The organism is Nitratireductor sp. ATLC21 (assembly GCF_057196525.1).
In genome coordinates, this window is the sequence record NZ_JBXUOU010000001.1 from 873,855 (window position 1) to 896,882 (window position 23,028).

Here is a 23,028-nt window from a genome sequence, read left to right on the forward strand (position 1 = left end):
TTCGCGCATGGGAGCTTTCGCCAGACGGCTACGCCGCCTTGCCCATGCGCCTTCCTACGATAAGAATGTTTCGTGTCATCATGGCCGCGCACAATAAGGTTGCTCGAGCGGTTCGTCAACCGGCTAACGCAGACCAGTTGAACGGTCGTGTTTACCCCTCCTCAACCATCCCCAAACACGTGGTCTTAACCTCGTGCCCTTAGGTTTGTGGATTAGGGAAAATGGGGTGGCACGATGTATTTGGAAGGCGGAACGACGCAGGGCGAAACCACGTCGCAGGAACGGCGCGCGGCCGATCAGCCGCGCCGGCGTCTGCTCGGCCACGTGGTGCACTGTGATGGCGCCCGTGCGACCATTGCTGCCGATACCGAAATAGACGATGCAGGTCAGTCGAATTACTGGACCGTCGGCAAGATGATTTCCATTAATATGGGAACAACACGGACCGTCGGCCTTGTCTATGCTGTCGAACGTCCCCAACACCGCTGGCGTGACGGCGAAGCCAATCCCATCGCCATTTCCGTCGAACTGGTCGGGGAGGTCCGGGACCGCGGCTCGGAACCGGTCTTCGACCGTGGCATCACCGAGTACCCCCATATCGGTGCCCCTGCCCATCGTATTCGCTCTCGCGACCTTCAGGCGGTCTATGATCTCGCTGGCCGCCAGCAAGCCGTCATCGGCAAGCTGTCGCAGGACGAGGCAATCGACGCCTGCATAGCCGTGGACGATACTCTCAACCGTCACTTCGCGGTGGTCGGGACCACGGGCGTGGGCAAATCTTCCGCCGTTTCACTTCTGCTGCGAAAGACCATCGCTTCCCGGCCTGACCTGCGGGTGCTGATCCTGGACCCGCACAATGAGTTTGCCTCCGCGCTGCCAGAACACGCGGTTCGCGTCGACACCAACACACTCGACCTGCCCTTCTGGCTGTTTCGGCTGGAGGAACTTGTCGAAGTACTTTTCAGGGGCCGCGAACCCGTTCCAGAAGAGGTCGAGCTCCTCCGCGATCTCATTCCCAACGCCAAGCATCTCTATCGAAATCCGGGTACCGCGGCCGCGCTGCGACGCAACAATGATGCTGGCGGCCTGACTGCAGACACACCCGTGCCGTATCGCATGGCTGATGTCCTCAAGGAGATCGATGAACGCATTGGTCAGCTTGAAAACAAGGTGGAACGCCCTCTTTATCGCAGCCTGAAGACACGCATCGAAGCGGCCATCAACGATCCGCGTTATCGCTTCATGTTCGCTGCCCGGGTTATCGAAGACACGATCCACGAAACGATCGGCAGGCTCTTCCGTGTCCCGAGTCATGGCAAAACCGTGACCTGTTTCGAAATGGCAGGCATGCCGCCTGAAGTGGTCAACTCCGTCTGCTCTGTCATGGCGCGTCTGGCCTTTGACCTTGCGCTGTGGAGTGAAGGGAAACTCAATCTTCTCGTCGTCTGCGAAGAGGCCCACCGTTACATGCCGGCCGATCCGCGCCTTGGCTTTGCTCCGACGCGTCACGCTTTGGCGCGCATCGCAAAGGAAGGGCGCAAATACGGTTGCTATCTCGGCGTGGTGACCCAGCGTCCGGGAGAGCTTGACCCGACCGTTCTGTCGCAATGCTCCACCGTCTTCGCCATGCGCCTGGCCAACGATCAGGATCAGGCGATCATCCGCTCTGCGATTGCCGATTCCTCCGCCTCCATGCTCTCCTTCCTGTCTGCCATGGGTCGCCGGGAAGCGATTGCCTTCGGTGAGGGCGTGGCGACGACCATGCGCATGAAGTTCGAATCTCTTCCGCCACATGCCTTGCCGGGCGTTCGCGAAAACGACAGGCACAGGGCCTCCAACCCGGAAGAGATCGATCGCGAAGTGGACCTCGCATCCATCGTCAGCCGCTTGCGAGACACCGGACGCACACCGCGGACGCAGGTGGAGACATCTCCCAATATCGGAGCCCCCGTGCCTGCCGGACTTCAGGCAGGTGATCAGGGATATTCTGTCGGTCATGTCTCTCGTTCGGTTGAGAACGGGACCGTTCGGCCAGCGCCCCTCCCCCCATTGCGGCCCTCGGATGCGTCTTCTCTCAGCCGCTACACGGGCACGACACCCCAGCCTCGCGGAAAATTCGGAACTCGCTGATAGCTCAGCCGTCTGCAGCCAGGGCATGGAAAGCGCTGATACTGTGCAGGATCACAGAGCACAGGACCATTTGCCCTACGCCCTGTCAGCGAAGCATGTTCCAGGGGATGAGAAAAACGAGCCGCAACTTCGTCAGGCACACACCCGATTGCGCCCCAGGCGTTTGGCCTCGTAGAGCATTTTGTCGGCCCGGCGATAGAATTCCTCGGCGGATTCGCGGCCGTTCCAGATCGACAACCCCACACTGATCGTCACGCGGATGTTCACATTCGACGTTTCGATAACAAGCGCGCCAACCGCCCGCCGAATCCGCTCAGCCAGTTTTACCAGCGATTCATTGTTCATGTTCGGTGCGACAATGGCGAACTCCTCGCCCCCCATGCGCGCCACCACATCATGATAGCGGGTCAGGTCCTTCAGGCAACGCGCCACGGCGCGCAGCACGTCGTCTCCCACGTCATGACCGTGTGTGTCGTTGACCTGTTTGAAGTGGTCGAGATCGAGCACCATCAGCCCGACGGGCTTTTCGATACGGCGAAACTCCTGAAGATATTCCCTCAAAGCATCATCGAAAAAGCGCCGGTTCTGCATGCCCGTAAGGCTATCGGTCAGGGCAGCATGCTGAAGGGATTCCGATCGTGCACTGAGCGTTTCGGTCATCGCCCGTAACTTCCCTTCCTCCTGCACCTGGGTGCGGATCAGCGGATAGATGAAGAACAGGCCGAAAAGGGTGGCGGTGGCAAGCAGTACCCCGGAAATGAACAGAAGCTGGATAAAGCTTCCGAGTTCCCGCGGAACCGGAAAGATGCCTATATCCGAACGCAGAAGCCAATAGGCATAGGCGAGCATTCCCCCCGCTCCAAGGACGAGCGAAATGAATACAATAAACGCCGACTCCGCTTTGTGGAAACGCATGCTGGCCCCGAACGACACCCTTTAAGCCGTTCTCGCACAGCCTTACTTACGCAAGGTTAATCTCCACAGGTAGAAGTGGCGCCATATTGGCTATTTGAGATTGTTTTTGATGGCAGTCACAAGTTCATCCGTTGATCTTGTGTGACTGCCGATGGGCAGCCTCAGCCACTGATCGTCGAGTTGGTGCCGAAACCAGGTTGCCTGTCTCTTGGAATAGCGCCGCGTAGAGGTTTTTGCTTGTGTGACGGCTTGTTCCAATGTGCACTCATTCCGCAAATACGCAGTCAGTTCGGGCACCCCGATGGCCTTCATTGCCGGAAGAGACACCGTAAGATCGAGCGCAAGGAGAGCCATGACTTCTTCAAGCGCGCCCTGCGCAATCATGCTGTCAAAACGACTTTCGATGCGCTCGACAACAAATGAGCGCTCCGGCTCAAGCACGATACAGGTGCTGTTTTCCCGGGCGACCAACGGTTGGGTTGTCTCGTCCTGCCAGGCGCTCAGTGCCTTGCCAGTGGCATCGTGAACCTCCAGAGCACGGGTGATGCGCTGCCCGTCCGTGGGTCCTATCGCAGCCGCAGCCGCCGCATCGCGCTTTGAAAGAACACGATGAAGCGCCTCGGGCCCTTCATCCGCAAGACGCTTCCGCCAATGAGACCGCACGGGCTCAGGAACTGGTGGCGTGGGTGCGATACCATTGAGAAGTGCTCGAAAATAAAGCCCGGTCCCGCCCACAAAGATTGCACGACGACCTGCGAGAGCGCCCTTCTCAAGAAGCGCAGAAACATCGTCCAGCCAGGCCCCTGTCGAATAGGCGACGGAAGGTGATACATGCCCATAGAGATGATGCGGCGCTCTATCCAGATCATCTGTCCCCGGCCGGGCCGAAAGAACCCGAAGCACGTCATAGACCTGCATGGAGTCGGCGTTGACGATCGCACCGCCGACCTCCAGAGCCAGACGCAGCGCCAGCGCAGACTTGCCGCTGGCCGTTGGCCCGGCTATCAGGATCGCATCGTTCAGCATGCCTGCCATTCAAGCTCCCGGAAAGCGCCCATGTCCCTCGTAGCCACCCTCATTTCCCATCCGGCAAAACGCGCATTGACGCCGGACGTTGCGACTATGGCCATGAAGGCGCTCGATGCAAGCGCCATCGACTGGCTGGGGGAAAACCTCGCTTGTGATATTGTCCTGAAGCCCGGAGTTGACCCCAAAGCCGCAGATTCCATCCTGCGTGATGCCCTCGCCCGCAGCCCCGTGGATATAGCGGTGCAGAATGCGCAGGGGCGTCGCAAGAAACTGCTGATCGCCGACATGGACTCCACCATGATCGATCAGGAATGCATCGACGAGCTTGCAGCCGAACTCGGGCTCAAGGAAGCTGTTGCGGAGATAACCCGTCGCGCCATGAATGGCGAGATCGCATTTGAGCCCGCACTGGAAGAACGCGTCGCTTTGCTCAGGGGCCTGCCCCTCGATGTCATCGACAGCGTTATTGAAAAACGCATCACGCTCGCTTCTGGCGGGCGTACGCTGGTCGCCACAATGAAGGCCTCCGGTGCATTCACTGCCTTGGTGTCGGGCGGCTTCGAGCAGTTTACGGGACCGGTCGGTGAAAAACTCGGCTTTCACACCCAGCAGGCTAACCGGCTCCTTACGCATGACAGGAAACTCAGCGGCGAGGTTGCAAAACCTATTTTGGGCCGCGCAGCCAAGGCCGAGGCGTTGGATCGCCTCGCCGCACAACAGGGCATTCCACGGCAGGACGTGCTGGCAGTCGGCGATGGAGCCAACGATCTCGACATGATCGAACGGGCGGGCCTCGGTGTTGCGCTCCATGCCAAACCCGCCGTTGCCGCTCAGGCCGGCGTGCGCATCGACCACGGCGACCTCACAGCGCTCCTCTTCCTGCAGGGCTACCGAGAATCGGACTTCATTCAATGACCCTCCTGGAGACCGACCGTCTGGTCCTGCGAAATTGGAGCGAGGAAGATCGTCCGTTTTTCCATCGCATCAATTCCGACGACATGGTCATGGAGTTCTTCCCTTTCCGCCGGAACCGCGAGGAGGCTGATGCCGTCATGGACAGGGTTCGTGACGGCATTGCGAAAAATGGCTTCGGGTTCGCGGCGGCAGCCCTGAAATGCTCTGGCCAGCCGATCGGCTTTATAGGGCTGCACAAGCCTTCAGGTCTCACCAACCTGCCGGATGGATCGATAGAAATCGGCTGGCGGCTGGCCCCGGAGTATTGGGGCAAAGGCTACGTGACCGAAGCCGCTCAGGCATGGCTTGCATTCGGTTTTGACAAGCTTGGGCTTGAGGAAATCGTCTCCTTCGCGGTTGTTAACAATGCACGTTCCATCGCCGTCATGCGGCGTATCGGGATGCACCACGATCCGAATGGAGACTTTGATCATCCCGGCGTTCCAGAGAGCCATCCGCATTTGAAACGCCATGCGCTTTACAGGCTCACACAATCGGATTGGCGCGCCGCGCAAAAATAAAAAGCCCGGTGGTCATCCCACCGGGCTGCGTTTGATCTGCGATATGTGACCAAAGCTCAGTCCATCCGCAATGTGACGAAACGAAGCTCACCATTCTTCGAGGCAAGCATCAGCAATGCGTTGCGGCGCCCCTGCCCCTTCAGCTCTTCGAGCCGGTCCAGCGCTTCCTTGGGTGTCGAGACTGTTGCCTGGGCGATCTCCACGATGACATCGCCCGCGGCAACGCCCTTCGTCGATGCCGGGGATCCCTCATCCACCTTTGTGATAACCACGCCGCTAACATCAGCAGTGATTTCAAACTGCTCCCGCAGTTGATCATCCAGAGTGGCCATGTGCATTCCCAGAACAGCCGCCGAGGAGACAGCCTCGCTTTCGCCGGCGGGCGTGTCCGTTTTCGTCTCTGCGGAAGCCAGTTTCTCACCATCTTCCAGCCGTCCGAGCGTCACCCGTACGGTTTCTTCCTCGCCCTTACGGACGACGACGACGTCCACTTCCTTGCCAACCGGGCTCTCGGCAACGATGCGCGGCAGTTCGCGCACATTATCGACAGCCTTTCCGTCGAACTCGACAATCACGTCACCCGGCTGAATGGATCCGTCGTCCACTGGGCCACCTTCGATCACACCACTCACCATCGCGCCCATGGCTTTGCCCATGCCAAGGCTCTCGGCTATCTCATCTGTGACTTCCTGAATACGCACACCGAGCCAGCCGCGCCGCGTCTCACCGAACTCACGCAACTGATCCACCACCTTGATGGCCAGCGCCGATGGAATGGAAAAGCCAATGCCGATGGAACCACCGGTCGGCGAAATGATGGCCGTGTTGATGCCGATCACCTCGCCATCCATGTTGAACAGCGGCCCGCCGGAGTTTCCGCGATTGATGGCCGCATCCGTCTGGATGAAATCATCGTAAGGACCTGAGCCTATTTCGCGGTTGCGCGCCGAAACGATGCCCACGGTCACCGTTCCACCAAGACCGAACGGATTGCCGATCGCCATCACCCAGTCGCCGATCCGCATCTTGTCGGAATCCCCGAACGGAACATCCTGCAATTTGCGTTTGCTTGGATCGATCTTGAGCACAGCCAGATCGGTCTTCGTGTCCACGCCCAGCAATTCGGCGTCCAGCTTGCCGCCGTCGGTGAAATTGACGACGATCTCGTCTGCGCCGGAGATCACGTGGTTGTTGGTGACGACAATGCCTTCTTGCGCATCGATTACGAAGCCCGAGCCCAGCGATTGGGCCTGACGCGGCCCCTGCTCCTGTTCAGGCTCATCCTGGAAGAAATCGTCAAAAAACTCCTGCAGCGGCGAGCCCTCCGGCAGCTTTGGCAGCGGCACGCGTCCCGACGCGCCCCCATCCGCGGAGCGCGAAGTGGAGATGTTGACCACCGCGCCGGCAAGCCGCTCAGCCAGATCAGCCACCGAAGCCGGGCCCTCTGCTCTTGCTTCTTGTGCCAGGATCACCGGAGCGGAGCTGAGACCACCCAGCGCGATCAGCGCGGCAACTGGTGCCACCCGCGTGGCGCGTAAAATCTTCGTCGGGAACATTGAGAGCGTTTCTCCAGATGGCTTGTTTGGTGGAACGGCCCGTCGCTGGAACGGTAAGCCGGCACCCTGGCGGAACTTTAGGCTCAACACTGACTGGATTCCATTAACAGGCGTTTCACATCTGTATGATTGGGCCTGATTACGGCACGTTTGCGGCCCGCACGGGAATTCCATGCGGGCCGCAAACTGTTTCAACCTCGAATAAGCCAGATCACCAACACACCGAGTGCCATGGCCGAGATGCCCGCTGCGCGAAGCGCGCTGTCCGGCATTTCAAGAACCTGCTGGGCGAGTTTTCTGGCCAGCCTCGGCATGCCGCCATAGACCAGGCCCTCGATGACGAGAACCAGGCCCAGGGCGGCAATGAAATCGCTCATATCAGCCGCCGGTCACTGGCCGGCAGCGGTGCCCTGAGCAGCCGGCGCTGTCACGCGGGCTCCACCGCCGCTGGAGTCGTTGAAGAAACGGAAGAATTCCGAATCAGGCGACAAAAGCATGGTGGTGCCATTCGGGTCGAGAGCCTGCTGATAGGCGTTCATCGAACGATAGAACTCGAAGAAGTCCTCATCGCGCGAGAATGCCTCGGCAAAGATGGCGTTGCGTTCCGCCTCGCCCTCACCGCGCAGGATCTCCGATTCGCGCTGGGCGGCAGCCAGAATCTCGACCACTTCACGATCGGCCCGGGCGCGGATGCGCGCGGCAGCCTCACGGCCACGTGCACGCAGGCGCTCCGCCTCCGCCAGTCGTTCCGCCTTCATGCGGTCATAAGTCTGTTGGGAGACCTCCGCCGTCAGGTCGGTCCGGCGAATGCGCACATCCTCGATCTCAAGCCCCAGCGATGCAGCGGCAGGCCGCAATTCCTCGGCCACCTCACGCATCATCGATGCACGCTCTTCCGAAAGAGCCGCCTCGAAGCCACGCAGACCGTAGACCCGGCGCAAGGCCGCATCAAGACGGGTCCGCAGTCGCTGTTCAGCCAGCGCGACACTGCCCGAAACGGTCTGACGGAACCTGCGGGGATCGTTGATCGAATAGGCGATGAACGCATCCACCTCGTAGAACTTGCCGCCCGAAACCTGCACACGGATGTCATCGAGATCGAAGCGCAGGATGCGGTCTTCGATGATCTGGACATTGTCCGCCTCGACAAAAGCGAAGGGCAGTTTGAAGTAAAGGCCCGGCTCGGTCTTCACGTCGACGATTTCACCGAAACGAAGAACAATGGCCTGCTGACGCTCGTTGACGACGAAAATCGCCGAATAGAGCAGGAAGAGCAGAACCGCGCCAATGATGACGAGTATGGGAAGACGGTTGGACATTAGTTGCTCCCTCCCGCGGTTCCACGCGGCTGCTGCTGCGATTGCTGGCGAAGTTCCGGCAATGGCAGGTAAGGCACGACGCCCTGTCCGCCATTCTGCTCGACAATCACCTTGTTCGAGCCTTGCAGCACGCCTTCCATCGTCTCCAGGAACAGACGCTTGCGCGTCACCGCCGGAGCCTTGGCATATTCGTCATAGACAGAGATGAAACGCTGCGCCTCACCTTCCGCCTCCTGAACGACACGGTTCTTGTAGGCAGCCGCCTCTTCGCGGATCTGCGCGGCTTCACCACGCGCCTGACCGAGCTTCTGGTTGGAGTACTGGTTGGACTCCTCCACGAAACGGTCTTCGTCCTGCTCGGCGCGCTGCACCTCATCGAACGCATCGGCCACCTCGCGCGGCGGTGCGGCGTCCTCAATAGACAGCGCGTTGACCGTCAGCCCCGTGCCGTATTCGTCGAGCGCTGTCTGAATGGTCACACGCACATCTTCGGCAATGCCCTGGCGGTCATCACGGAAAATGTCCTGTGCCGGACGCCGGCCGACAACCTCACGCATGGCGCTTTCAGCCACCTGGCGCAGCGTCTCGTCGGGGTTGGCGACGTTGAAGAGATAGGCAGCAGGATCGGCAACCTGATAGGCAACGGAAAACTTCACATCGACGATGTTCTGATCACCGGAAAGCATGAGCCCGCTGGAAGCCCCGCCCCTGGTCTGGCCGATATCCACCAGCCGTTCGGCAACGGAAGCCTTCTCCACAGTCTCGATCGGCCACCAATGGAAATGCAGCCCCGGCTCGGAAAGCTCAGGCTTCGGCTTGCCGAAGCGCAGTTCGACGGCCAGTTCATCCGGCTGCACCGTATAAACGGATTTGAAAAGCCACAGACCCGCCAGTGCCAGAAGCACCAGACCGACCATGGCCGGGCTGATGCCGCCGCCGCCGGGCAGCGCGTTTTTCAGCCTGTCCTGGCCGCGTTTGATGATCTCTTCCAGATCGGGCGGAGATCCCTGCGGTCCACTCGGCCCACGCGGTCCCTGATCCCAGGGGCCTCCGTTATTGCCGCCGCCCCAAGGGCCGCCTCCGCCACTTTGATTATTCCAGGGCATTCTTGTTCCTTTTCTCGATCCGGGTTCCGTCCGTCGAGGACAGCTCTCCCATCCGGTCAGTTATAGGTAGCGGCAAATCCTCTTTCAACGCGGCAGCCCGCCGCGTTTCCCGCTCTTTCCAGCGAAAAGAGAGCGCTGCCCTGCCTCTTCAGCGTCGTTGGTAGACCACATAGGAGGTGGCGTAAACGTCCTTTTCGCCCGCAGGCACCTCCTCGCGAGAGACTTCCTCCCATATTTCGGGGGCGATTTCAGGGAACACGGTATCCCCTTCGATCCGCGCATAGACATGCGTGACATGCAGGCGATCGGCCCTGTCCATCGCTTCCCGATAAATCTGCCCCCCACCGATCACGCACACATCCTGGCCGGGGTCGCCAGCCACTGCCAAAGCCAGCCCCACGTCTAGGGAAGATACGCATTCCGCCCCTTCAGCAGCATAGTCCGCCTGCCGCGTGACGACGATGTTGCGCCGACCAGGCAGCGGCTTGCCAATGCTCTCCCAGGTCTTGCGCCCCATGATAACGGGCTTGCCCATGGTGATGGCCTTGAAGCGCTTGAGATCCGTGGAAAGCCGCCAGGGCAGATCCCCGTCGCGCCCGATCACGCCATTCTCCGCCATCGCAACAACCAGTTCGACGCTCATCAGCTTCCCTCCCGCTCAAACCGCAATCGGTGCGCGGATCGTCGGGTCGGCCACATAGCCCTCCAGCCGGAAATCCTCGAAACGGAACGCAAACAGATCGGTCACGTTAGGGTTGATCCACATTGTCGGCAGCGGCTTTGGTGTGCGCGTCAACTGCTCGCGCGCCTGATCGAAATGATTGGAATAAAGATGTGCATCGCCCAGCGTATGCACGAAATCCCCTGCCCGCAGTCCCATCACCTGCGCCACCATCATGGTCAAAAGCGCATAGGACGCGATGTTGAAGGGCACGCCGAGAAAGATGTCGGCAGAGCGCTGGTAGAGCTGGCAGGAGAGCCGCCCCTCCGCCACATGGAACTGGAACAGGCAATGGCATGGCGGCAGTGCCATGGAATCGACCTCGGCCGGGTTCCAGGCAGAAACCACATGCCGCCGCGAATGAGGATTGTCACGCAACCCTTTAAGAAGATTCGTGATCTGATCGATCTGCCCACCGTTCGGTGCCGGCCACGAACGCCATTGAGCCCCATAAACCGGACCGAGGTCGCCATTCTCGTCTGCCCATTCGTCCCAGATCGAAACGCCGTTCTCCTTGAGGTAGGCGATATTCGTATCGCCCTTCAGAAACCACAGCAATTCGTGAATGATGGAGCGCAGATGCAGCTTCTTCGTGGTGAGGACCGGAAACCCCTCTTCCAGATCGAAGCGCATCTGATAGCCGAAAACGCCGCGCGTACCCGTTCCCGTGCGATCGTCACGGTCGACGCCGTTTTCGAGAACATGGGAAAGAAGATCGAGATATTGGCGCATGGTGGTCCGATTCGGGCTGGGGTTGTCGCCGCATCATAAAGCAGACAGCAAGCACGAAAAGTGCCCGGCACGCTGATTGTCGCGCTCTCTCACACCCAAATGAAAACGCCCCCGCCGAGCTGGCAGGGGCGCAGCATGAACAAGTGGCATAGCCAGAAGCTCAGAGGCTCGACAGTTTGCCCAGATGCTTCGCCACAAGATAGTAGAAGGTCACGCGGCTTTTCGAATTGTCGCCGGACATTGTCTCGCAGACTTTCTCGATGATGGAATCGCACTTTGCGCCGTCGGATTCGCCGAGCTTCTTCATGCACCAGCTCTCGCGCACACGATCAAGCTCGCTGGAATCGGTACACGAGACCAGCGACGAGTCCCGGTTGCGCAACGCGATGCCAAGATGCTTTACGATTTTGTTGACGATGTCCTCGTCAGCGGTTGCATCATATTTGCGGACATCCGCGAGATAATCGGCCATGATTTTTCCCTCGTTTTAAATCGTGGGCCCCCTTCGACACGATCCGGCCAGCAACGCAACCTCAACGTTTGCCAAAGTTCTTCCCACACCATTGCAGACATTCCGCAAAGCATGACGTCAAGTCAATGCCGAAAAGACTTTTCGCCAGAATCCCCCTTTTCTTGCTCCGGTTGCCTCACTATATTCGCACCGTCGGCTCGACCGACTATGGCGATAAACTGCCGGTGTAATAAACCATTCGGACCCGGGGGCAGTGCCCGGCGCCTCCACCAGAAACCGCCGAAGACCATGCGTCCGCCGACGGCTTCTGACGGGGGCGAAACAGGATCGACGAGGGTGTAAAGATCGGACTTTCGCTCGGCATGATACCACCGTTATCGGGTCAAACCAGTAGTTGCAAACGACAACTATGCGGAGGCACGTCTCGCTGCTTAATGCAGCGCGATAGCTTCACTTAAACTCCTGAGGGTTCGCACCTTCAGGCGGGGTTCGGAGGCACCTGGCAACAGAAGCCTCCACTCTTCCAGTTTTTTATTTTGTGAGTTTCCGTTTTTTCCGGCGGGAGTGTTCCTGCCGCCCGCAACAGAAAGGGCGCCTCAGCGCCCCCTCCAGAAACAGCCTTGCCAGCCATCCGAACTCATTCAGCTGCCGCCCGCGCAGGCTGCTGATCACGTCCCAGCGTCAGATGGGTCAAAGAAAGCGCGAGCACGGCACACACGGCAATGCTCGTCACCATTGGCAATGGCGTCCCGTCAAAGAACAGCCCCGATACAGCCATGGCCGTGGCCCCGATGGCAAAATGCAGCGTTCCCATCAGGGCCGATGCGGTGCCGGCAATGGTGCCGTGATCATCCATCGCCAGAACCGAAGTGGTTGGGATAACAAGGCCCAGAAACCCGTAGCCCACGAAAAGGAACGCGGCCAGCACCCACAGCGACTGCAGCCCCGCTGCCATGACCACCAACATGGCCACGATTGTCGTCGCATAGGAAACGACAGCGACCCGCACGACACGCCGGAGACCATATCGCTCCGTCAACCGCCCCGTGAGCTGCGACATGGTGAAAAACGCCACTGCATTCATGGAAAAGAAGACACTGTAGAGCGTCGGCGACAGGCCGTAATGGTCGATCAGCACAAAGGACGAATTCGACAGATAAACGAAGAAGCTGGAAATGCCGAAACCGCCGATGAACGTCAGCCCCATGAACTTTCGATCCCCGAGGAGAAAACGATAGCCGGCAAGCGCCGTGCGCAGCGAACTGCCTTTCCTTTCCTCAACAGGCCTTGTTTCCTTCAGCGCGGTTGCAAGAAGGAAAAGGCCAAACACTGCAGCGACAGTCACGGACCAGAATACCGCCCGCCACCCAAGAGTGGCGATGATCACGCTCCCCGTAAGCGGAGCCAGAATGGGCGAGATGGAGAACACCAGCATCAAGAGCGACATGAGCCGCGCCGCTTCGGTACCGGTGTGAAGATCACGCACCACAGCGCGCGGTACGACCATTCCGGCCGAAGCCCCCAGCCCCTGCAGGAACCGGAACGCTATCAGCATTTCGATATTGTTGGCGAGCGCCGAGCCGATACTGCCGATGATGAAAACAATAAGCCCGGCATAGAGTGGGACCTTGCGGCCCACCATATCGGAAATCGGTCCAACGATGATCTGAGCCAACCCCATCGACAGAAAAAACACCAGAAGTGACATCTGCACCGGAACGGTGCCTGCATCGAGGTCTGCGCCAATCGACGGCAGGGCCGGCAGATACATATCGATGGCGAACGGGCCGACGGCAGTTAGAAGGCCAAGAACCAGCGCAATGCGCAGAAATCTTGTGGTCATTGATTTTCGCTTTCAGAAAAGGTGACCGCCGCGATCGGCGTCACATTCAAGACAAAACACAAAGGAGAAGGCCCGGCGCAGCTGCCAGCATGGCGCGGCTCACAAAGCTGATCTTTATTGACTATATTTTTGGACAGTCTTGTCTAATTTGTCAATCACACATATATGTTTTTTATGGATGCGATCAACGCTACTGACAGGCTCCCGACACGCGGACATGCCGCCAAGCGCGTGTCCATTCTCGAAGCGGGCGCGCGCGTTTTCTGCCGGGAAGGCTATGCCGGCGCAAACATTGACATGATCGCCGCCGAAGCTTCGGTCTCGCGTCAAACGGTATACAATCACTATGGCGACAAGGATAAGCTGTTCGCAGCCGTCGTCACCGAAATCACCCAGCGCTGCAATGCCCGTAGTTTCGAGGTGTTGGCAACCTTTCCCGATCATCCCGAAAACCTCGAAAAGGAACTTGTCGCCTTTGCAGTGCGCCTGACGCAGAATTGCCTGTGCGACGAGGATGGGAAATATCTTCGCAAGCTCATCCAGAGCGAAGGCGAGCGGCATCCGCAGCTCTTCGCCAGCTGGCGCACCGACGGGCCGGGCAAGGTCTGGTCTGCGCTCGCCTCTCGCTTCGCCCGTCTGGCCTATGCAGGGCATCTTGATCTCGACAACCCCGACATCGCGGCACGTCAATTCCTTGCCCTGGTGAACACCGAATTGCAGATCCCCGCTCTCTTTGGCGAGAAGCTGGGGAGCAATCGGCTTCAGGAAACAGCCGCCTGCGCGGTCAAAACCTTCCTGCGCGCCTATGGCAGGAAGCGGTCGGAAAACGAAGAAATATCGTCGGGCGACCGCGCTTTGCGCGCTTGACGCTGCGGAACCCGGCTTTTGCCGGTTTACCTGAGCACAGTCCTTGATTAGAGGTAGGTCGAAGATTCACAAACCGGTTCCTGTTGATGGCCGAAGACCGCATAAGATACGATATTCTCGCTCAGGACGCTCTGCGTGGCGTAATGCGCAAGGTTCTGGCAGAAGTTGCGCGCACCGGACTTCCTGGTGAGCACCACTTCTTCATCACCTTCCTGACCAACGCTCCTGGCGTCCGCGTCTCCTCGCGGCTCCGTGAGCGTTATCCCGAGCAGATGACAATCGTATTGCAGTATCAATATTGGGATTTGAAAGTCAGCGAGACTGGCTTCGAGGTCGGTTTGTCCTTTGCCGACGTTCCCGAAATGCTGAGCGTGCCCTTCTCCGCAGTCCGCGGTTTCTACGACCCCTCGGTCAACTTCGAGCTCGAGTTCGACGTCAAGCCGGAGCAAGGCGAGCAATCCGCGGACATTACCGAGGTTTATCCCGAGGATACTGCCGAAGAAACGCAAAAGCCCGCTGCCAGGAAGAAGCCGGCAAAAAAGACCAAGAAGGAAAAGGCGGAGACAGAAAGCGATCCCATAAAGGAAGAAGCTCCTGCATCCGAAGGCAAAGGGGCCGAAGTCGTATCCCTCGACGCTTTCCGAAAGAAGTGATGATGGGCGAACTGGTCAATCTCAGGCAGCAGCGCAAGCGCCGCGCCCGCGAAGAGAAAGAACAGCGCGCCACGGAAAATCGGATCCTTCACGGACGCACCAAGGCCGAACGCCTCTTGAATGAGAGCCAACAGGCGCGTTCAGTGAGCCTGCTTGAAGGGCACAAACGCGAAGAGAAGCGGGACACCCCGCCCAAATGAGCGGGATCGCCAAGCGTTCGGTCAGCATCCGTGGCCATAAAACAAGTGTATCTTTAGAAGAGCCGTTCCTTGCCGAGCTGGAGAGCATTGCCCGGCGGAGAAATATCTCGTTGGCAGCGCTTATTGCAGAGGTGGACGCTGCCCGCCAAGACGAAAACAATCTCTCTTCCCGGTTGCGGCTCTATGTTCTTCAGGATCTGAAAACCCGGACTCCCGACAACGCTTGACCCTCAGTTCACCCCCCGTCTGAGCCCAGAAGTTCGCGAAGCCTCTCGGGAGAAAGGTTCTTCGAGCGAAAGAATTCTGAAACCGCATCAGGCGAATTCGCGCCTTCCGGAGCCTCCAGCGGAGCTCGCTCGACCTCCGAGGGTATGGCGCTTTCGCGCGGGGAATTTTGCTGCCGGCGCTTTCGCGCTTCTGCAGCACGCTCAGCATCTGCAGCTCGGCGCGCAGCTTCGGCGTCTCGTTCTGCCTTTCGGCGCGCTGCTTCTTCCGCCTCGCGCTTCTGACGCAGTTCGCGTTCCAGTCTTTGGCGCTCTGCTTCCGCTCGCTCGCGTTCGGTCTGGAGTGCTGCGAAATAGCGTGCCTCGCGGCGCAGCCTCTGCTTTTCCAGAAGCACCGACTGCATGCGCTCCACCCGCACCTGTTCGCGCTCCAGCGCGCGCTGGGTCAAAAACTGAGCAAGCGGCCCGATTGAAAGCGATGCCTCTACATCGCCAAACGGTCCCGATGCCACCAGGTCCACGCGAGGCTCCGCCCCCACAACCGCCTCGAGACCGGGATCAAAAACCAGCGCCCCGTCCGTTTCGACCGTCATGCGCTGAAGATCAGCCGACGCCGTCGTGGTCAATATGGCTCCCTCTGCCTCAAGTCGCATAGGCGGTGTGCGTGCAACACCTCCGGCGATCGTGAAGGCAAACTCGGTGCTCCCCACCTGAAATTCGCCTTCACGAAGAATAGGCGGTGCGAAAATCTCGGTCTGTGCGGCATCAATCTCATTTCCCAGAACATCAGCCTTTTGAAGGATCAGCGGCAAAGCCTGCGGGTTGAGATCGCGTATGCTCAAATCGTTCACCGTGACCGAGCCCGATCCGGTGAGAGCCGAGGCCATGCCGTTCACGGTCTTGCCGCTGGCTGTCACGCTGGCATGGCCACTGAGACGACCTTGAAGGCTCCCCTGCGGCATAAGCGCGTCCAGCGCCGTGTCCTTCAATCCGATCTGCGCCGTCAGAAGCCCGGTTCCGGCATTGTTTTTAAGCGTCGCAAAACCCTCGATCGAACCGTCAAAGGCCGCCGCCTTCAGATCGGAAACCGTCAGCCCCTCATCGTCGAGTTTCAGCTTCAGGCTAGCCTCCTGCCCAGCCGAGAGGAACCCAGCCCAGAGCGCGTCCGTCTGAAGGTCGAGATCGGCTGCAAACGGCAGACTGACATCGCCAGCAAACGGTTCTTCAGGCCAGGCCCCGCTCTCCTCGCCCGACAACACATCCGGTCCCAGAACGAGCTCTGCCGCCGGTGCAAGGTCAAAACGCGCCAGGCGTAGGGCACCGTCGATACGCGGTTTGCCGCCATCGCGCAGAATGTTGAAATCGCCACTCAGATCCATTCCGGCCACCACACCTGAGAGCCCGGAGAGCACGACCACCTTTTCGCTCCACTCGAGCGCCGCTGCGAGCTCGACGGGCAATCCAAGCCCAAATCCCGGCAGCACGACGCCGCCGACAGCCAGCCATGGCTCGATATCATCGCTCTCCACGCGCACCCTGCCGGAAAGAGCAGGTGTCGAGAGGGCATTGGCCAGTTCACCGTCGAAAGATGCGGTAAAGCCTTGCCCGGTGACCGCAGCCTGTGTGCTGACCGTATCTGCCAGCGAGCCCGAGGCCGTAAGTTCAAGCTTGGCATCGCCAACCAACCCGAGCGGAAGCGCCGGTAGGCCTGCAAGGCCATAAAGCACCGCGGCATCATCGTTTCTGGCCGTCACGGAAAGCTTGAATTCGCCCTGCAGCGCATCGTCCCTGGGGCTGCGATCGGAGAGCGAAAAGCTGAGATCGGTGCCACCGGCCTCCCCTTCCGCGCTGACCGCGAGCCCCACCGTACCGTCCCTGTTGTTGGCCGCGCTGGCGACAAGGTTGATTTCCGCATTTTCCAATAGCCCCGGAAAGGCCTGGGCCCGCTGGGCAATACCCTCCAGAACGCGGTTTTCAGGGAAGCGGTCGGCCGCCATCATTGCGAGATCGGCAAGATCGGTCGACAGGATCGTCGCGTCGATCTGGCCCGTCAACGCGGTGGAGAAATCGCGAAGCTGCCCTGTGGCGCTGATCTGGGCGCCGGCAAGCCCGCCCAGTGTCAGCTTGTCGATCTCAAGCACGCCCGCGCGCAGGCGCAGAGCCGTGTCGACCGTGTCCGCCTCCACACCTCCGGCAGCAACGGGTCCCGCCTTCACCGCGAGATCCACGTCATGTCCGGAAAGCCTGTTCACACCGGCGTCATTCACGAAAAGCGAGGCAAAAGCCCGAATACCGTCCAGATCGAGCGCCTCCCCCTCGAGCGCAATGTCCAGAGAGGGTTTCGCATCGTCGGGCGCCTGCCGTTCCACGCGTCCATTGAAGCGTGCGCCGCCCAGGATAAGCTCCAACCTTTCGAAGGTCTGTGCGCGCCGCGAGAGATCCACATCTGCGCTGAAACCGGCCGAAGAGAGGCGACGGATGGCATCATCCACATCGCGCGAAATCCAGGCCGCAAAGCCCGATGGCTGTGCGATCGCGAGCAGCATCCGTCCCTTGAAGGCAAGGGCATCGCGCGTGGTCAAAAGGCCACTGGCTTCCAGGCGCGTCCGGCCGGGCAGCGTCGCGGCCACAGAGCCGATCGACCAGCCGCGGTCAGCCGGCTGCGCCCGCAGTTCGATATTCCGGATCGTCGTGTCTCCGGCCACGATTGCCGGTAGGTTGATTGCGATCTCACCGGGGATGCCCGGCGCCGGCAGAGCGCGCATGAGGTTCGCAAACGCGTTGAAGCGTGCATTGAGGTCCAGTCCGGCGACAGAGCCGCTTTCACCCTCCTCCGGTTCAAAACGAAGTTGGGCTCCGTCCGCCTCTACGAGAAAACGCGGCGCGCTGCCAAACTCGATGCGCGCCCTGCCCTCTGCGCTATAGGGGGCATCAATTGGCCCCGTCTCGAAGCGAAACGCATCAACCAGAAGCTGATCGTGCCTGAGATCGAAGCTGCCGGTCAGTCGGTTGCTCGCCGCCCCCGTGGTGAGAGCCGGGGCCTGCTCGTCCTCCTCGCGCAGCTCGGCCATCGCTTCCTGGCTATAGGTGTTCAGCGCAAACGTGCCGTCATAATAGGCGGCTTCGTCTTCGATGCGCGCCTGACCGTCCATCGCCACCCTGACAGGAAGATCGTCTGGCAATGCATCGATCCGCAACCGCATGCGTCCGTCATCCCCAAGCGTACCCGTCGAAACGGAAACCCGCATTGGCAAACCGTCGAAGGCGAGCGATCCTCCAATCCGCCAGGGTCCTGCCAGGCTGCGAGCGGAAAGCTCCGCATCGATATCGGACACCTGATGAATTTGCCCACTCGCTTCATGGCGAAGGGTCACCGCGCCATCGACGATACTGACGTTTTCAAGCGTTACCTGCCGCGGATCGAAGGGCCCGGAAGGACGCACGGCCCAGTCGATTCCGCCGTCCGCGGCCACAGAAATACGTGCCTTCGGCCGCGTGAGCTGCATGTCGAAAATCAGCACCTCGCCGCGCAGAAACGGAGCAAGCTCGGCATGCATGGAGAATTCGTCCACCGTCATGCCCGGTGCATCCGGCGTTTCGCCGGCCACAACCACATCGGTGAAGGTCAGCGAGGGAAACGGCAAAAGCCGTGCTCGCGCGGTGCCCTCCACCCGCACGTCGCGGCCGAGCACCCGCCCCGCTTCACGCTCAAACGCGGATCGGTAATGATTCCAGTCGATGAAATAGGGGGCAACGAGCGCCGAGGTCAGCGCCAGCACCACAAGTCCACCGAAGAATACAAACAGCCGGGCCAGTTCGATCTCCCTGGTTCAAACACCGTTGGCCTACACTAGTGCAATTCCAGGAAAAGTGGAAACCGGTTTTCCGCCCGGAACTGCATAAAAACAATGAGTTAGAGCATCTTCAAGATTCCGCGGAAAGCAGAATGGGCCGAGTGCGCTCTCAACGACATTAAAGCGCCGGTCGGCCATATGATCGCACAAGGGATCGCTTATAACCGCCTGCTTCCCACCACCTTGCCGGGATTCATGATGTTGAGCGGATCGATCGCCTGTTTGACCGCCCGCATAACATCCACCGCATCCCCGAGTTCCTCCTCCAGGAACCGCATCTTGCCCTGCCCGATCCCGTGTTCACCCGTACAGGTGCCATCCATGGCAAGTGCCCTCTTGTTGAGGCGCGCGACAAAAGCTTCGGCCTGCTCGATTTCCCTCGGGTCGTCCATGTCCATCAAAACGAGCACATGAAAATTGCCGTCGCCCACATGGCCGAGAACCGTGGCCATCAGCCCTTGCTCCTCGATATCCGCCTCGGTTTCCAGAATGCACTCGGCGAGCCTCGAAATGGGAACGCAGACATCCGTCGAGATGCCGCGCGTTCCAGGTCGCAGCGCGACGCTCGCCCAATAGGCGTTGTGGCGTGCTTTCCACAGCTTGGTGCGTTCCTCCGCAACACTCGTCCACTGAAACGGGCCGCCACCGAACTCTTCCGCGATTTCGCCAAAGGTTTCAGCCTGCTCCTTTACGCCGGCATCGCTTCCGTGAAACTCGACAAACAGGCACGGGCTTTCAGGGTAATTCAGATCGGAATAGGCGTTGATGGCCTTCATCGCGAGTGCATTGACGAACTCGATACGCGCCACCGGCACGCCCATCTGGATCGTCGTGATCACCGCTTGGCACGCCGACTCGACGTCCGGAAACGGACATACGCCACCCGAGATGGCCTGAGGAATGCCATAAAGCTTCAAGGTCAACGCGGTGATGATGCCCAGCGTGCCCTCGGCACCGACCAGAAGCCGCGTGAGATCGTAGCCGGCCGATGTCTTGCGGGCGCGTCGTGCTGTGGTGATCAGCCGTCCATCCGGCATCACAGCCTGCACGTTCACCACATTGTCGCGCATCGTCCCGTAACGCACTGCATTGGTGCCCGATGCTCGCGTCGAGGCCATGCCTCCCAGGCTTGCATTTGCGCCTGGATCGATCGGGAAGAACAGGCCCGTATCGCGCAGATAATGGTTGAGGTCCTCACGCGTCACACCGGGCTCCACGGTGCAATCCAGGTCTTCGGCATTGACGGAAAGAATGCGGTTCATGTTCATCAGATCAAGAGAGATCCCGCCGCCCGGCGCATTCACGTGGCCCTCCAGAGAAGACCCGGTCCCAAAGGGAATGACAGGCACGCGATGCTCGGCGCACATGCGCACCACATCCTGAACTTCCTCGACGTTTTGCGGCGCAAAGACGGCGTCCGGCAATTGCGGAGGGATATAACTCGTGGAATGGGCATGCTGCTCGCGAACCGAATGTCCGGTGGCCAGCCGCTCCCCATAACGCTGACGCAAAAGGTCCAGCACAAGCCGAACACCTTCTTCGTTCCTTGCTACCTGTTCCAATTCCGCAAGCGCCATTCAACTTCTCCAATCAGGTGGTCCAACCCTTGCCGCACAGGATCGTTTTCGTTTCTATCCGAATCTGATGCAAGTCGAACATAGTCCGCAGCCAGGGAATAGAGAAACACAATGCCAGACAAAGCACTCCATTGCTCATCTGTCTTCGAGCTGCAGAAGGACTGGATCGACTTCAACGGTCATCTGAACATGGCCTATTACACGGTTCTTTTCGACCGCGCCTATGAAGAAGTGTCTGAGGGGTTTGGAATGGGTGCGCGCTATGCGGCAGACCGGCGCCTGACCACCTACACGGCGGAAATCCACCTTTGCTACCTGCGCGAACTTCATCTTGAAGACAAGGTTCGTGGCACCTATCAGCTCCTTGATCATGACGAAAAACGCCTTCATTCCTATCAGGAGCTGCGCCATGCCGAGGACGGCTGGCTGGCCGCCACCTGCGAGACGCTGACGTTGCACATCGATATGTCAGGCCCGAAGGTCACGCCCTTTCCCGCAGATGTGCTTGGCCGCATCGAAACGATGTTCGCCATGCACAAATCGCTTCCGCAACCGGAACAGGCCGGCCACTCCATCGCCATCCGCCGCCGGAAGCGCTAGGGTTTCGCATGCCCCTTCTCAAGCTGATACAGCGTCTGCCACAGATTCTGCGAACGTGGATCGAGCCGAATATCAGCGCCTTCCTCGAGGCGCGGCTGCCCCTCGTTTGGCTCCTGTCGCTGTTTCTCGGCCTCGCAGTGGCGATCGCGGCAATTGCGTTCCGCGAGCTGATCGGCTTCTTCCAGCTCTTCTGGCTCGGCACGAGTTCGGAACGTGTGTTCACCGCCGCCCTCTCCCTGCCCTGGTACTGGATCATGGCCGGTCCCGTTGTCGGCGGTCTCCTGGTCGGCATTCTCCTCACACGCCTTGAAGCGCGGCGCACAGGTGCCGTGGCCGATGTCATCGAAGCGCGTGCCTTGTCGGGGCGAAAGCTCAGATTTCGTGAAGGCCTGCTTTCCGCTTTCGTCACCGCCCTGTCACTCGGCTCAGGCGCAAGCGCAGGACGCGAGGGCCCTGTGGTCCATCTGGGCGCCGTTCTGGCAACGGCCATTGCATGGCGCGCCAACCTGCCCGAATGGTGTCGGCGCACCCTCTTGGGTGCAGGTGTTGCCAGCGCGATTTCAGCCTCCTTCAACGCTCCCATTGCCGGTGTTCTTTTTGCTCATGAGGTCATCCTCGGCCACTACGCCATGCGCTCCTTCGTCCCCATCGTCATTGCTTCGGCTGCTGGCGCGGTGGCATCCCGGCTTTGGTTCGGGAGCGCCGCCGCGTTTTTGGTCCCCACACACCAGATCACCTCATTTTGGGAATTCCCGGCCTTCGCCCTTCTGGGGGTCACGGCAGCCGTGGTGGCGATCCTCTTTCAGTTCTCGCTCTTCGTCTCGGATTATGCGGCTCGTGGGATCCGCATTCCGCTTTGGACGCGTCCCCTCGTCGGCGGCCTGATTGTCGGAGGCATCGCCGTCGTCTTCCCGCATGTGCTGGGCGTGGGCTACGAGATCACCGACATGGCTCTGTGGAACCGCCTGCCGCTCATGACCATGCTGGCGCTGATTGTTGTGAAAACGGCCGCCACGTCCATAACGCTCGCCATGCGCTTTGGCGGCGGCATCTTTTCACCAGCCCTTTTTCTCGGGGCGCTTACCGGAGGCGCATTCGGGATCATCGCTGCATCGGTTTTTCCCACCATGGCCTCAAGCGAGGGGCTTTACGCCATCCTCGGCATGGGAGCCGTCGCCGGCGCTGTTCTGGGCGCACCCATATCTACAACCGTCATCGTGTTTGAACTGACCGGTGGCTACGAACTCTCAATCGCACTTTTGCTGACCGTCGCCGTGGCGCACGGCATCACCCAAACCATTCACGGCCATTCCTGGTTCCAATGGCAGCTCGAGATGCGCGGTCTTTTCCTCGTCGAAGGCCCTCACCGGGCCCTCGGCCAATCCATTCGCGTCATGGATTTCATGGAGCCACTGGATGATGAGGGCGAGCCGGTCACCTATGACCCCGAAACTGGTGCTCCTTCACTCAAACCAACCGATACACTGGAAGCTTCGTTGCGCGCATTCGACAAAGGCGGGCACGACCGCCTGCCGGTGGTCGATTTGAAAGATCCGAGCAAGGTCATCGCTTTCGCAAGCCATGTCCGTGCACTGCGCTTCTTCAACCGCGCGCTCGTGGATATGAGTGAGGAAGAGCATAGATAGGCTGCCGGACTACAAGATCCGCCCGCTCGCATCATGAAAGCAGGTTTTCATTAACCATACCGGTTAAGGCAGCATCTTTGCACAAGTTTAACCATGCCCTCCGCTTGAA

General features: G+C 59.8%; 21 protein-coding genes and 1 other RNA gene. 10 read left to right on the top strand and 12 right to left on the bottom strand.

The features are described from left to right. The first annotated feature begins 234 nt into the window (after positions 1–234). A complete protein-coding gene (locus AC2CHD_RS04285) occupies positions 235–2,130 on the top strand; it encodes an ATP-binding protein (RefSeq protein WP_484552695.1) in 1,896 nt (631 codons plus the stop codon). 132 nt (positions 2,131–2,262) lie between these two features. On the opposite strand, the gene AC2CHD_RS04290 is transcribed toward AC2CHD_RS04285, so the two are convergent. Together AC2CHD_RS04290 and miaA are read right to left on the bottom strand one after the other, a co-directional pair. After that, entirely contained in the window at positions 2,263–3,045 is a 783-nt protein-coding gene (locus tag AC2CHD_RS04290; protein ID WP_229448928.1) for a GGDEF domain-containing protein, read from the bottom strand. Between the two features lie 90 nt (positions 3,046–3,135). Next, a complete protein-coding gene (gene miaA / locus AC2CHD_RS04295; RefSeq protein WP_484553214.1) occupies positions 3,136–4,071 on the bottom strand; it encodes a tRNA (adenosine(37)-N6)-dimethylallyltransferase MiaA in 936 nt (311 codons plus the stop codon). Positions 4,072–4,101: 30 nt separating this feature from the next. Here miaA and serB point away from each other — a divergent pair, with 30 nt between their 5' ends. Both serB and AC2CHD_RS04305 read left to right on the top strand, forming a co-directional pair. Further along, complete coding sequence (gene serB, locus AC2CHD_RS04300; protein WP_484552696.1) at positions 4,102–4,989, top strand: phosphoserine phosphatase SerB; 888 nt, start codon at positions 4,102–4,104, stop codon at positions 4,987–4,989. Continuing rightward, the gene (locus tag AC2CHD_RS04305) at positions 4,986–5,549 is read left to right on the top strand and encodes a GNAT family N-acetyltransferase (protein ID WP_484552697.1); all 564 of its coding nucleotides are present in this window, start codon (positions 4,986–4,988) and stop codon (positions 5,547–5,549) included. Before serB ends, AC2CHD_RS04305 begins: the two co-directional genes overlap by 4 nt. A gap of 56 nt (positions 5,550–5,605) precedes the next feature. Here the strand turns inward: AC2CHD_RS04305 and AC2CHD_RS04310 are convergent, their stop codons facing one another. The 7 genes from AC2CHD_RS04310 to AC2CHD_RS04340 form a co-directional block, all read right to left on the bottom strand. Further along, on the bottom strand, positions 5,606–7,105 hold the full coding sequence (locus AC2CHD_RS04310; protein ID WP_484552698.1) for a DegQ family serine endoprotease: 1,500 nt from the start codon (positions 7,103–7,105) through the stop codon (positions 5,606–5,608). Between the two features lie 191 nt (positions 7,106–7,296). After that, positions 7,297–7,482 carry a DUF2065 domain-containing protein gene (locus AC2CHD_RS04315; protein WP_484552699.1) on the bottom strand — a complete coding sequence of 62 codons (186 nt, stop codon included), beginning with the start codon at positions 7,480–7,482 and terminating at the stop codon, positions 7,297–7,299. Positions 7,483–7,494: 12 nt separating this feature from the next. Continuing rightward, positions 7,495–8,424 carry a protease modulator HflC gene (gene hflC, locus AC2CHD_RS04320; RefSeq protein WP_484552700.1) on the bottom strand — a complete coding sequence of 310 codons (930 nt, stop codon included), beginning with the start codon at positions 8,422–8,424 and terminating at the stop codon, positions 7,495–7,497. Then, a complete protein-coding gene (gene hflK / locus AC2CHD_RS04325) occupies positions 8,424–9,530 on the bottom strand; it encodes an FtsH protease activity modulator HflK (RefSeq protein ID WP_484552701.1) in 1,107 nt (368 codons plus the stop codon). The genes hflC and hflK overlap by 1 nt, the downstream gene beginning before the upstream one ends. A 148-nt stretch (positions 9,531–9,678) precedes the next feature. After that, entirely contained in the window at positions 9,679–10,173 is a 495-nt protein-coding gene (locus AC2CHD_RS04330; protein WP_484552702.1) for a dihydrofolate reductase, read from the bottom strand. A gap of 15 nt (positions 10,174–10,188) precedes the next feature. Next, a complete protein-coding gene (locus AC2CHD_RS04335; protein ID WP_484552703.1) occupies positions 10,189–10,983 on the bottom strand; it encodes a thymidylate synthase in 795 nt (264 codons plus the stop codon). A 160-nt stretch (positions 10,984–11,143) separates the two neighbouring features. Next, positions 11,144–11,455, bottom strand: coding sequence for a DUF2853 family protein (locus AC2CHD_RS04340; RefSeq protein WP_229448920.1), 312 nt, complete (start codon positions 11,453–11,455; stop codon positions 11,144–11,146). Positions 11,456–11,607: 152 nt separating this feature from the next. On the opposite strand from AC2CHD_RS04340, the gene ssrA reads away from it, so the two are divergent. Beyond that, positions 11,608–11,975: a transfer-messenger RNA gene (ssrA, locus tag AC2CHD_RS04345) on the top strand. A gap of 117 nt (positions 11,976–12,092) precedes the next feature. Here the strand turns inward: ssrA and AC2CHD_RS04350 are convergent. Further along, on the bottom strand, positions 12,093–13,298 hold the full coding sequence (locus AC2CHD_RS04350; protein ID WP_484552704.1) for a multidrug effflux MFS transporter: 1,206 nt from the start codon (positions 13,296–13,298) through the stop codon (positions 12,093–12,095). Positions 13,299–13,463: 165 nt separating this feature from the next. On the opposite strand from AC2CHD_RS04350, the gene AC2CHD_RS04355 reads away from it, so the two are divergent. The 4 genes from AC2CHD_RS04355 to AC2CHD_RS04370 all read left to right on the top strand — a co-directional run bounded on the left by AC2CHD_RS04355 (position 13,464) and on the right by AC2CHD_RS04370 (position 15,245). Further along, positions 13,464–14,165 (top strand): TetR/AcrR family transcriptional regulator, encoded by a 702-nt coding sequence (locus AC2CHD_RS04355; RefSeq protein ID WP_484552705.1) that lies wholly within the window; start codon positions 13,464–13,466, stop codon positions 14,163–14,165. Positions 14,166–14,251: 86 nt separating this feature from the next. Further along, positions 14,252–14,818 (top strand): SspB family protein, encoded by a 567-nt coding sequence (locus tag AC2CHD_RS04360; protein WP_484552706.1) that lies wholly within the window; start codon positions 14,252–14,254, stop codon positions 14,816–14,818. Continuing rightward, complete coding sequence (locus AC2CHD_RS04365; protein ID WP_370633342.1) at positions 14,818–15,018, top strand: DUF4169 family protein; 201 nt, start codon at positions 14,818–14,820, stop codon at positions 15,016–15,018. Before AC2CHD_RS04360 ends, AC2CHD_RS04365 begins: the two co-directional genes overlap by 1 nt. Further along, positions 15,015–15,245 (top strand): ribbon-helix-helix domain-containing protein, encoded by a 231-nt coding sequence (locus AC2CHD_RS04370; RefSeq protein WP_229448916.1) that lies wholly within the window; start codon positions 15,015–15,017, stop codon positions 15,243–15,245. The genes AC2CHD_RS04365 and AC2CHD_RS04370 overlap by 4 nt, the downstream gene beginning before the upstream one ends. A gap of 8 nt (positions 15,246–15,253) precedes the next feature. On the opposite strand, the gene AC2CHD_RS04375 is transcribed toward AC2CHD_RS04370, so the two are convergent. Next, entirely contained in the window at positions 15,254–19,063 is a 3,810-nt protein-coding gene (locus AC2CHD_RS04375) for an AsmA family protein (protein ID WP_484553215.1), read from the bottom strand. A gap of 191 nt (positions 19,064–19,254) precedes the next feature. Beyond that, positions 19,255–20,673 carry an FAD-binding oxidoreductase gene (locus AC2CHD_RS04380; RefSeq protein WP_229448914.1) on the bottom strand — a complete coding sequence of 473 codons (1,419 nt, stop codon included), beginning with the start codon at positions 20,671–20,673 and terminating at the stop codon, positions 19,255–19,257. Positions 20,674–20,784: 111 nt separating this feature from the next. Between AC2CHD_RS04380 and AC2CHD_RS04385 the strand changes: the two genes are divergently transcribed. Both AC2CHD_RS04385 and AC2CHD_RS04390 read left to right on the top strand, forming a co-directional pair. Beyond that, on the top strand, positions 20,785–21,273 hold the full coding sequence (locus tag AC2CHD_RS04385) for a thioesterase family protein (RefSeq protein ID WP_484552707.1): 489 nt from the start codon (positions 20,785–20,787) through the stop codon (positions 21,271–21,273). 8 nt (positions 21,274–21,281) lie between these two features. Further along, the gene (locus AC2CHD_RS04390) at positions 21,282–22,919 is read left to right on the top strand and encodes a chloride channel protein (RefSeq protein ID WP_484552708.1); all 1,638 of its coding nucleotides are present in this window, start codon (positions 21,282–21,284) and stop codon (positions 22,917–22,919) included. Positions 22,920–23,028 lie beyond the last annotated feature (109 nt).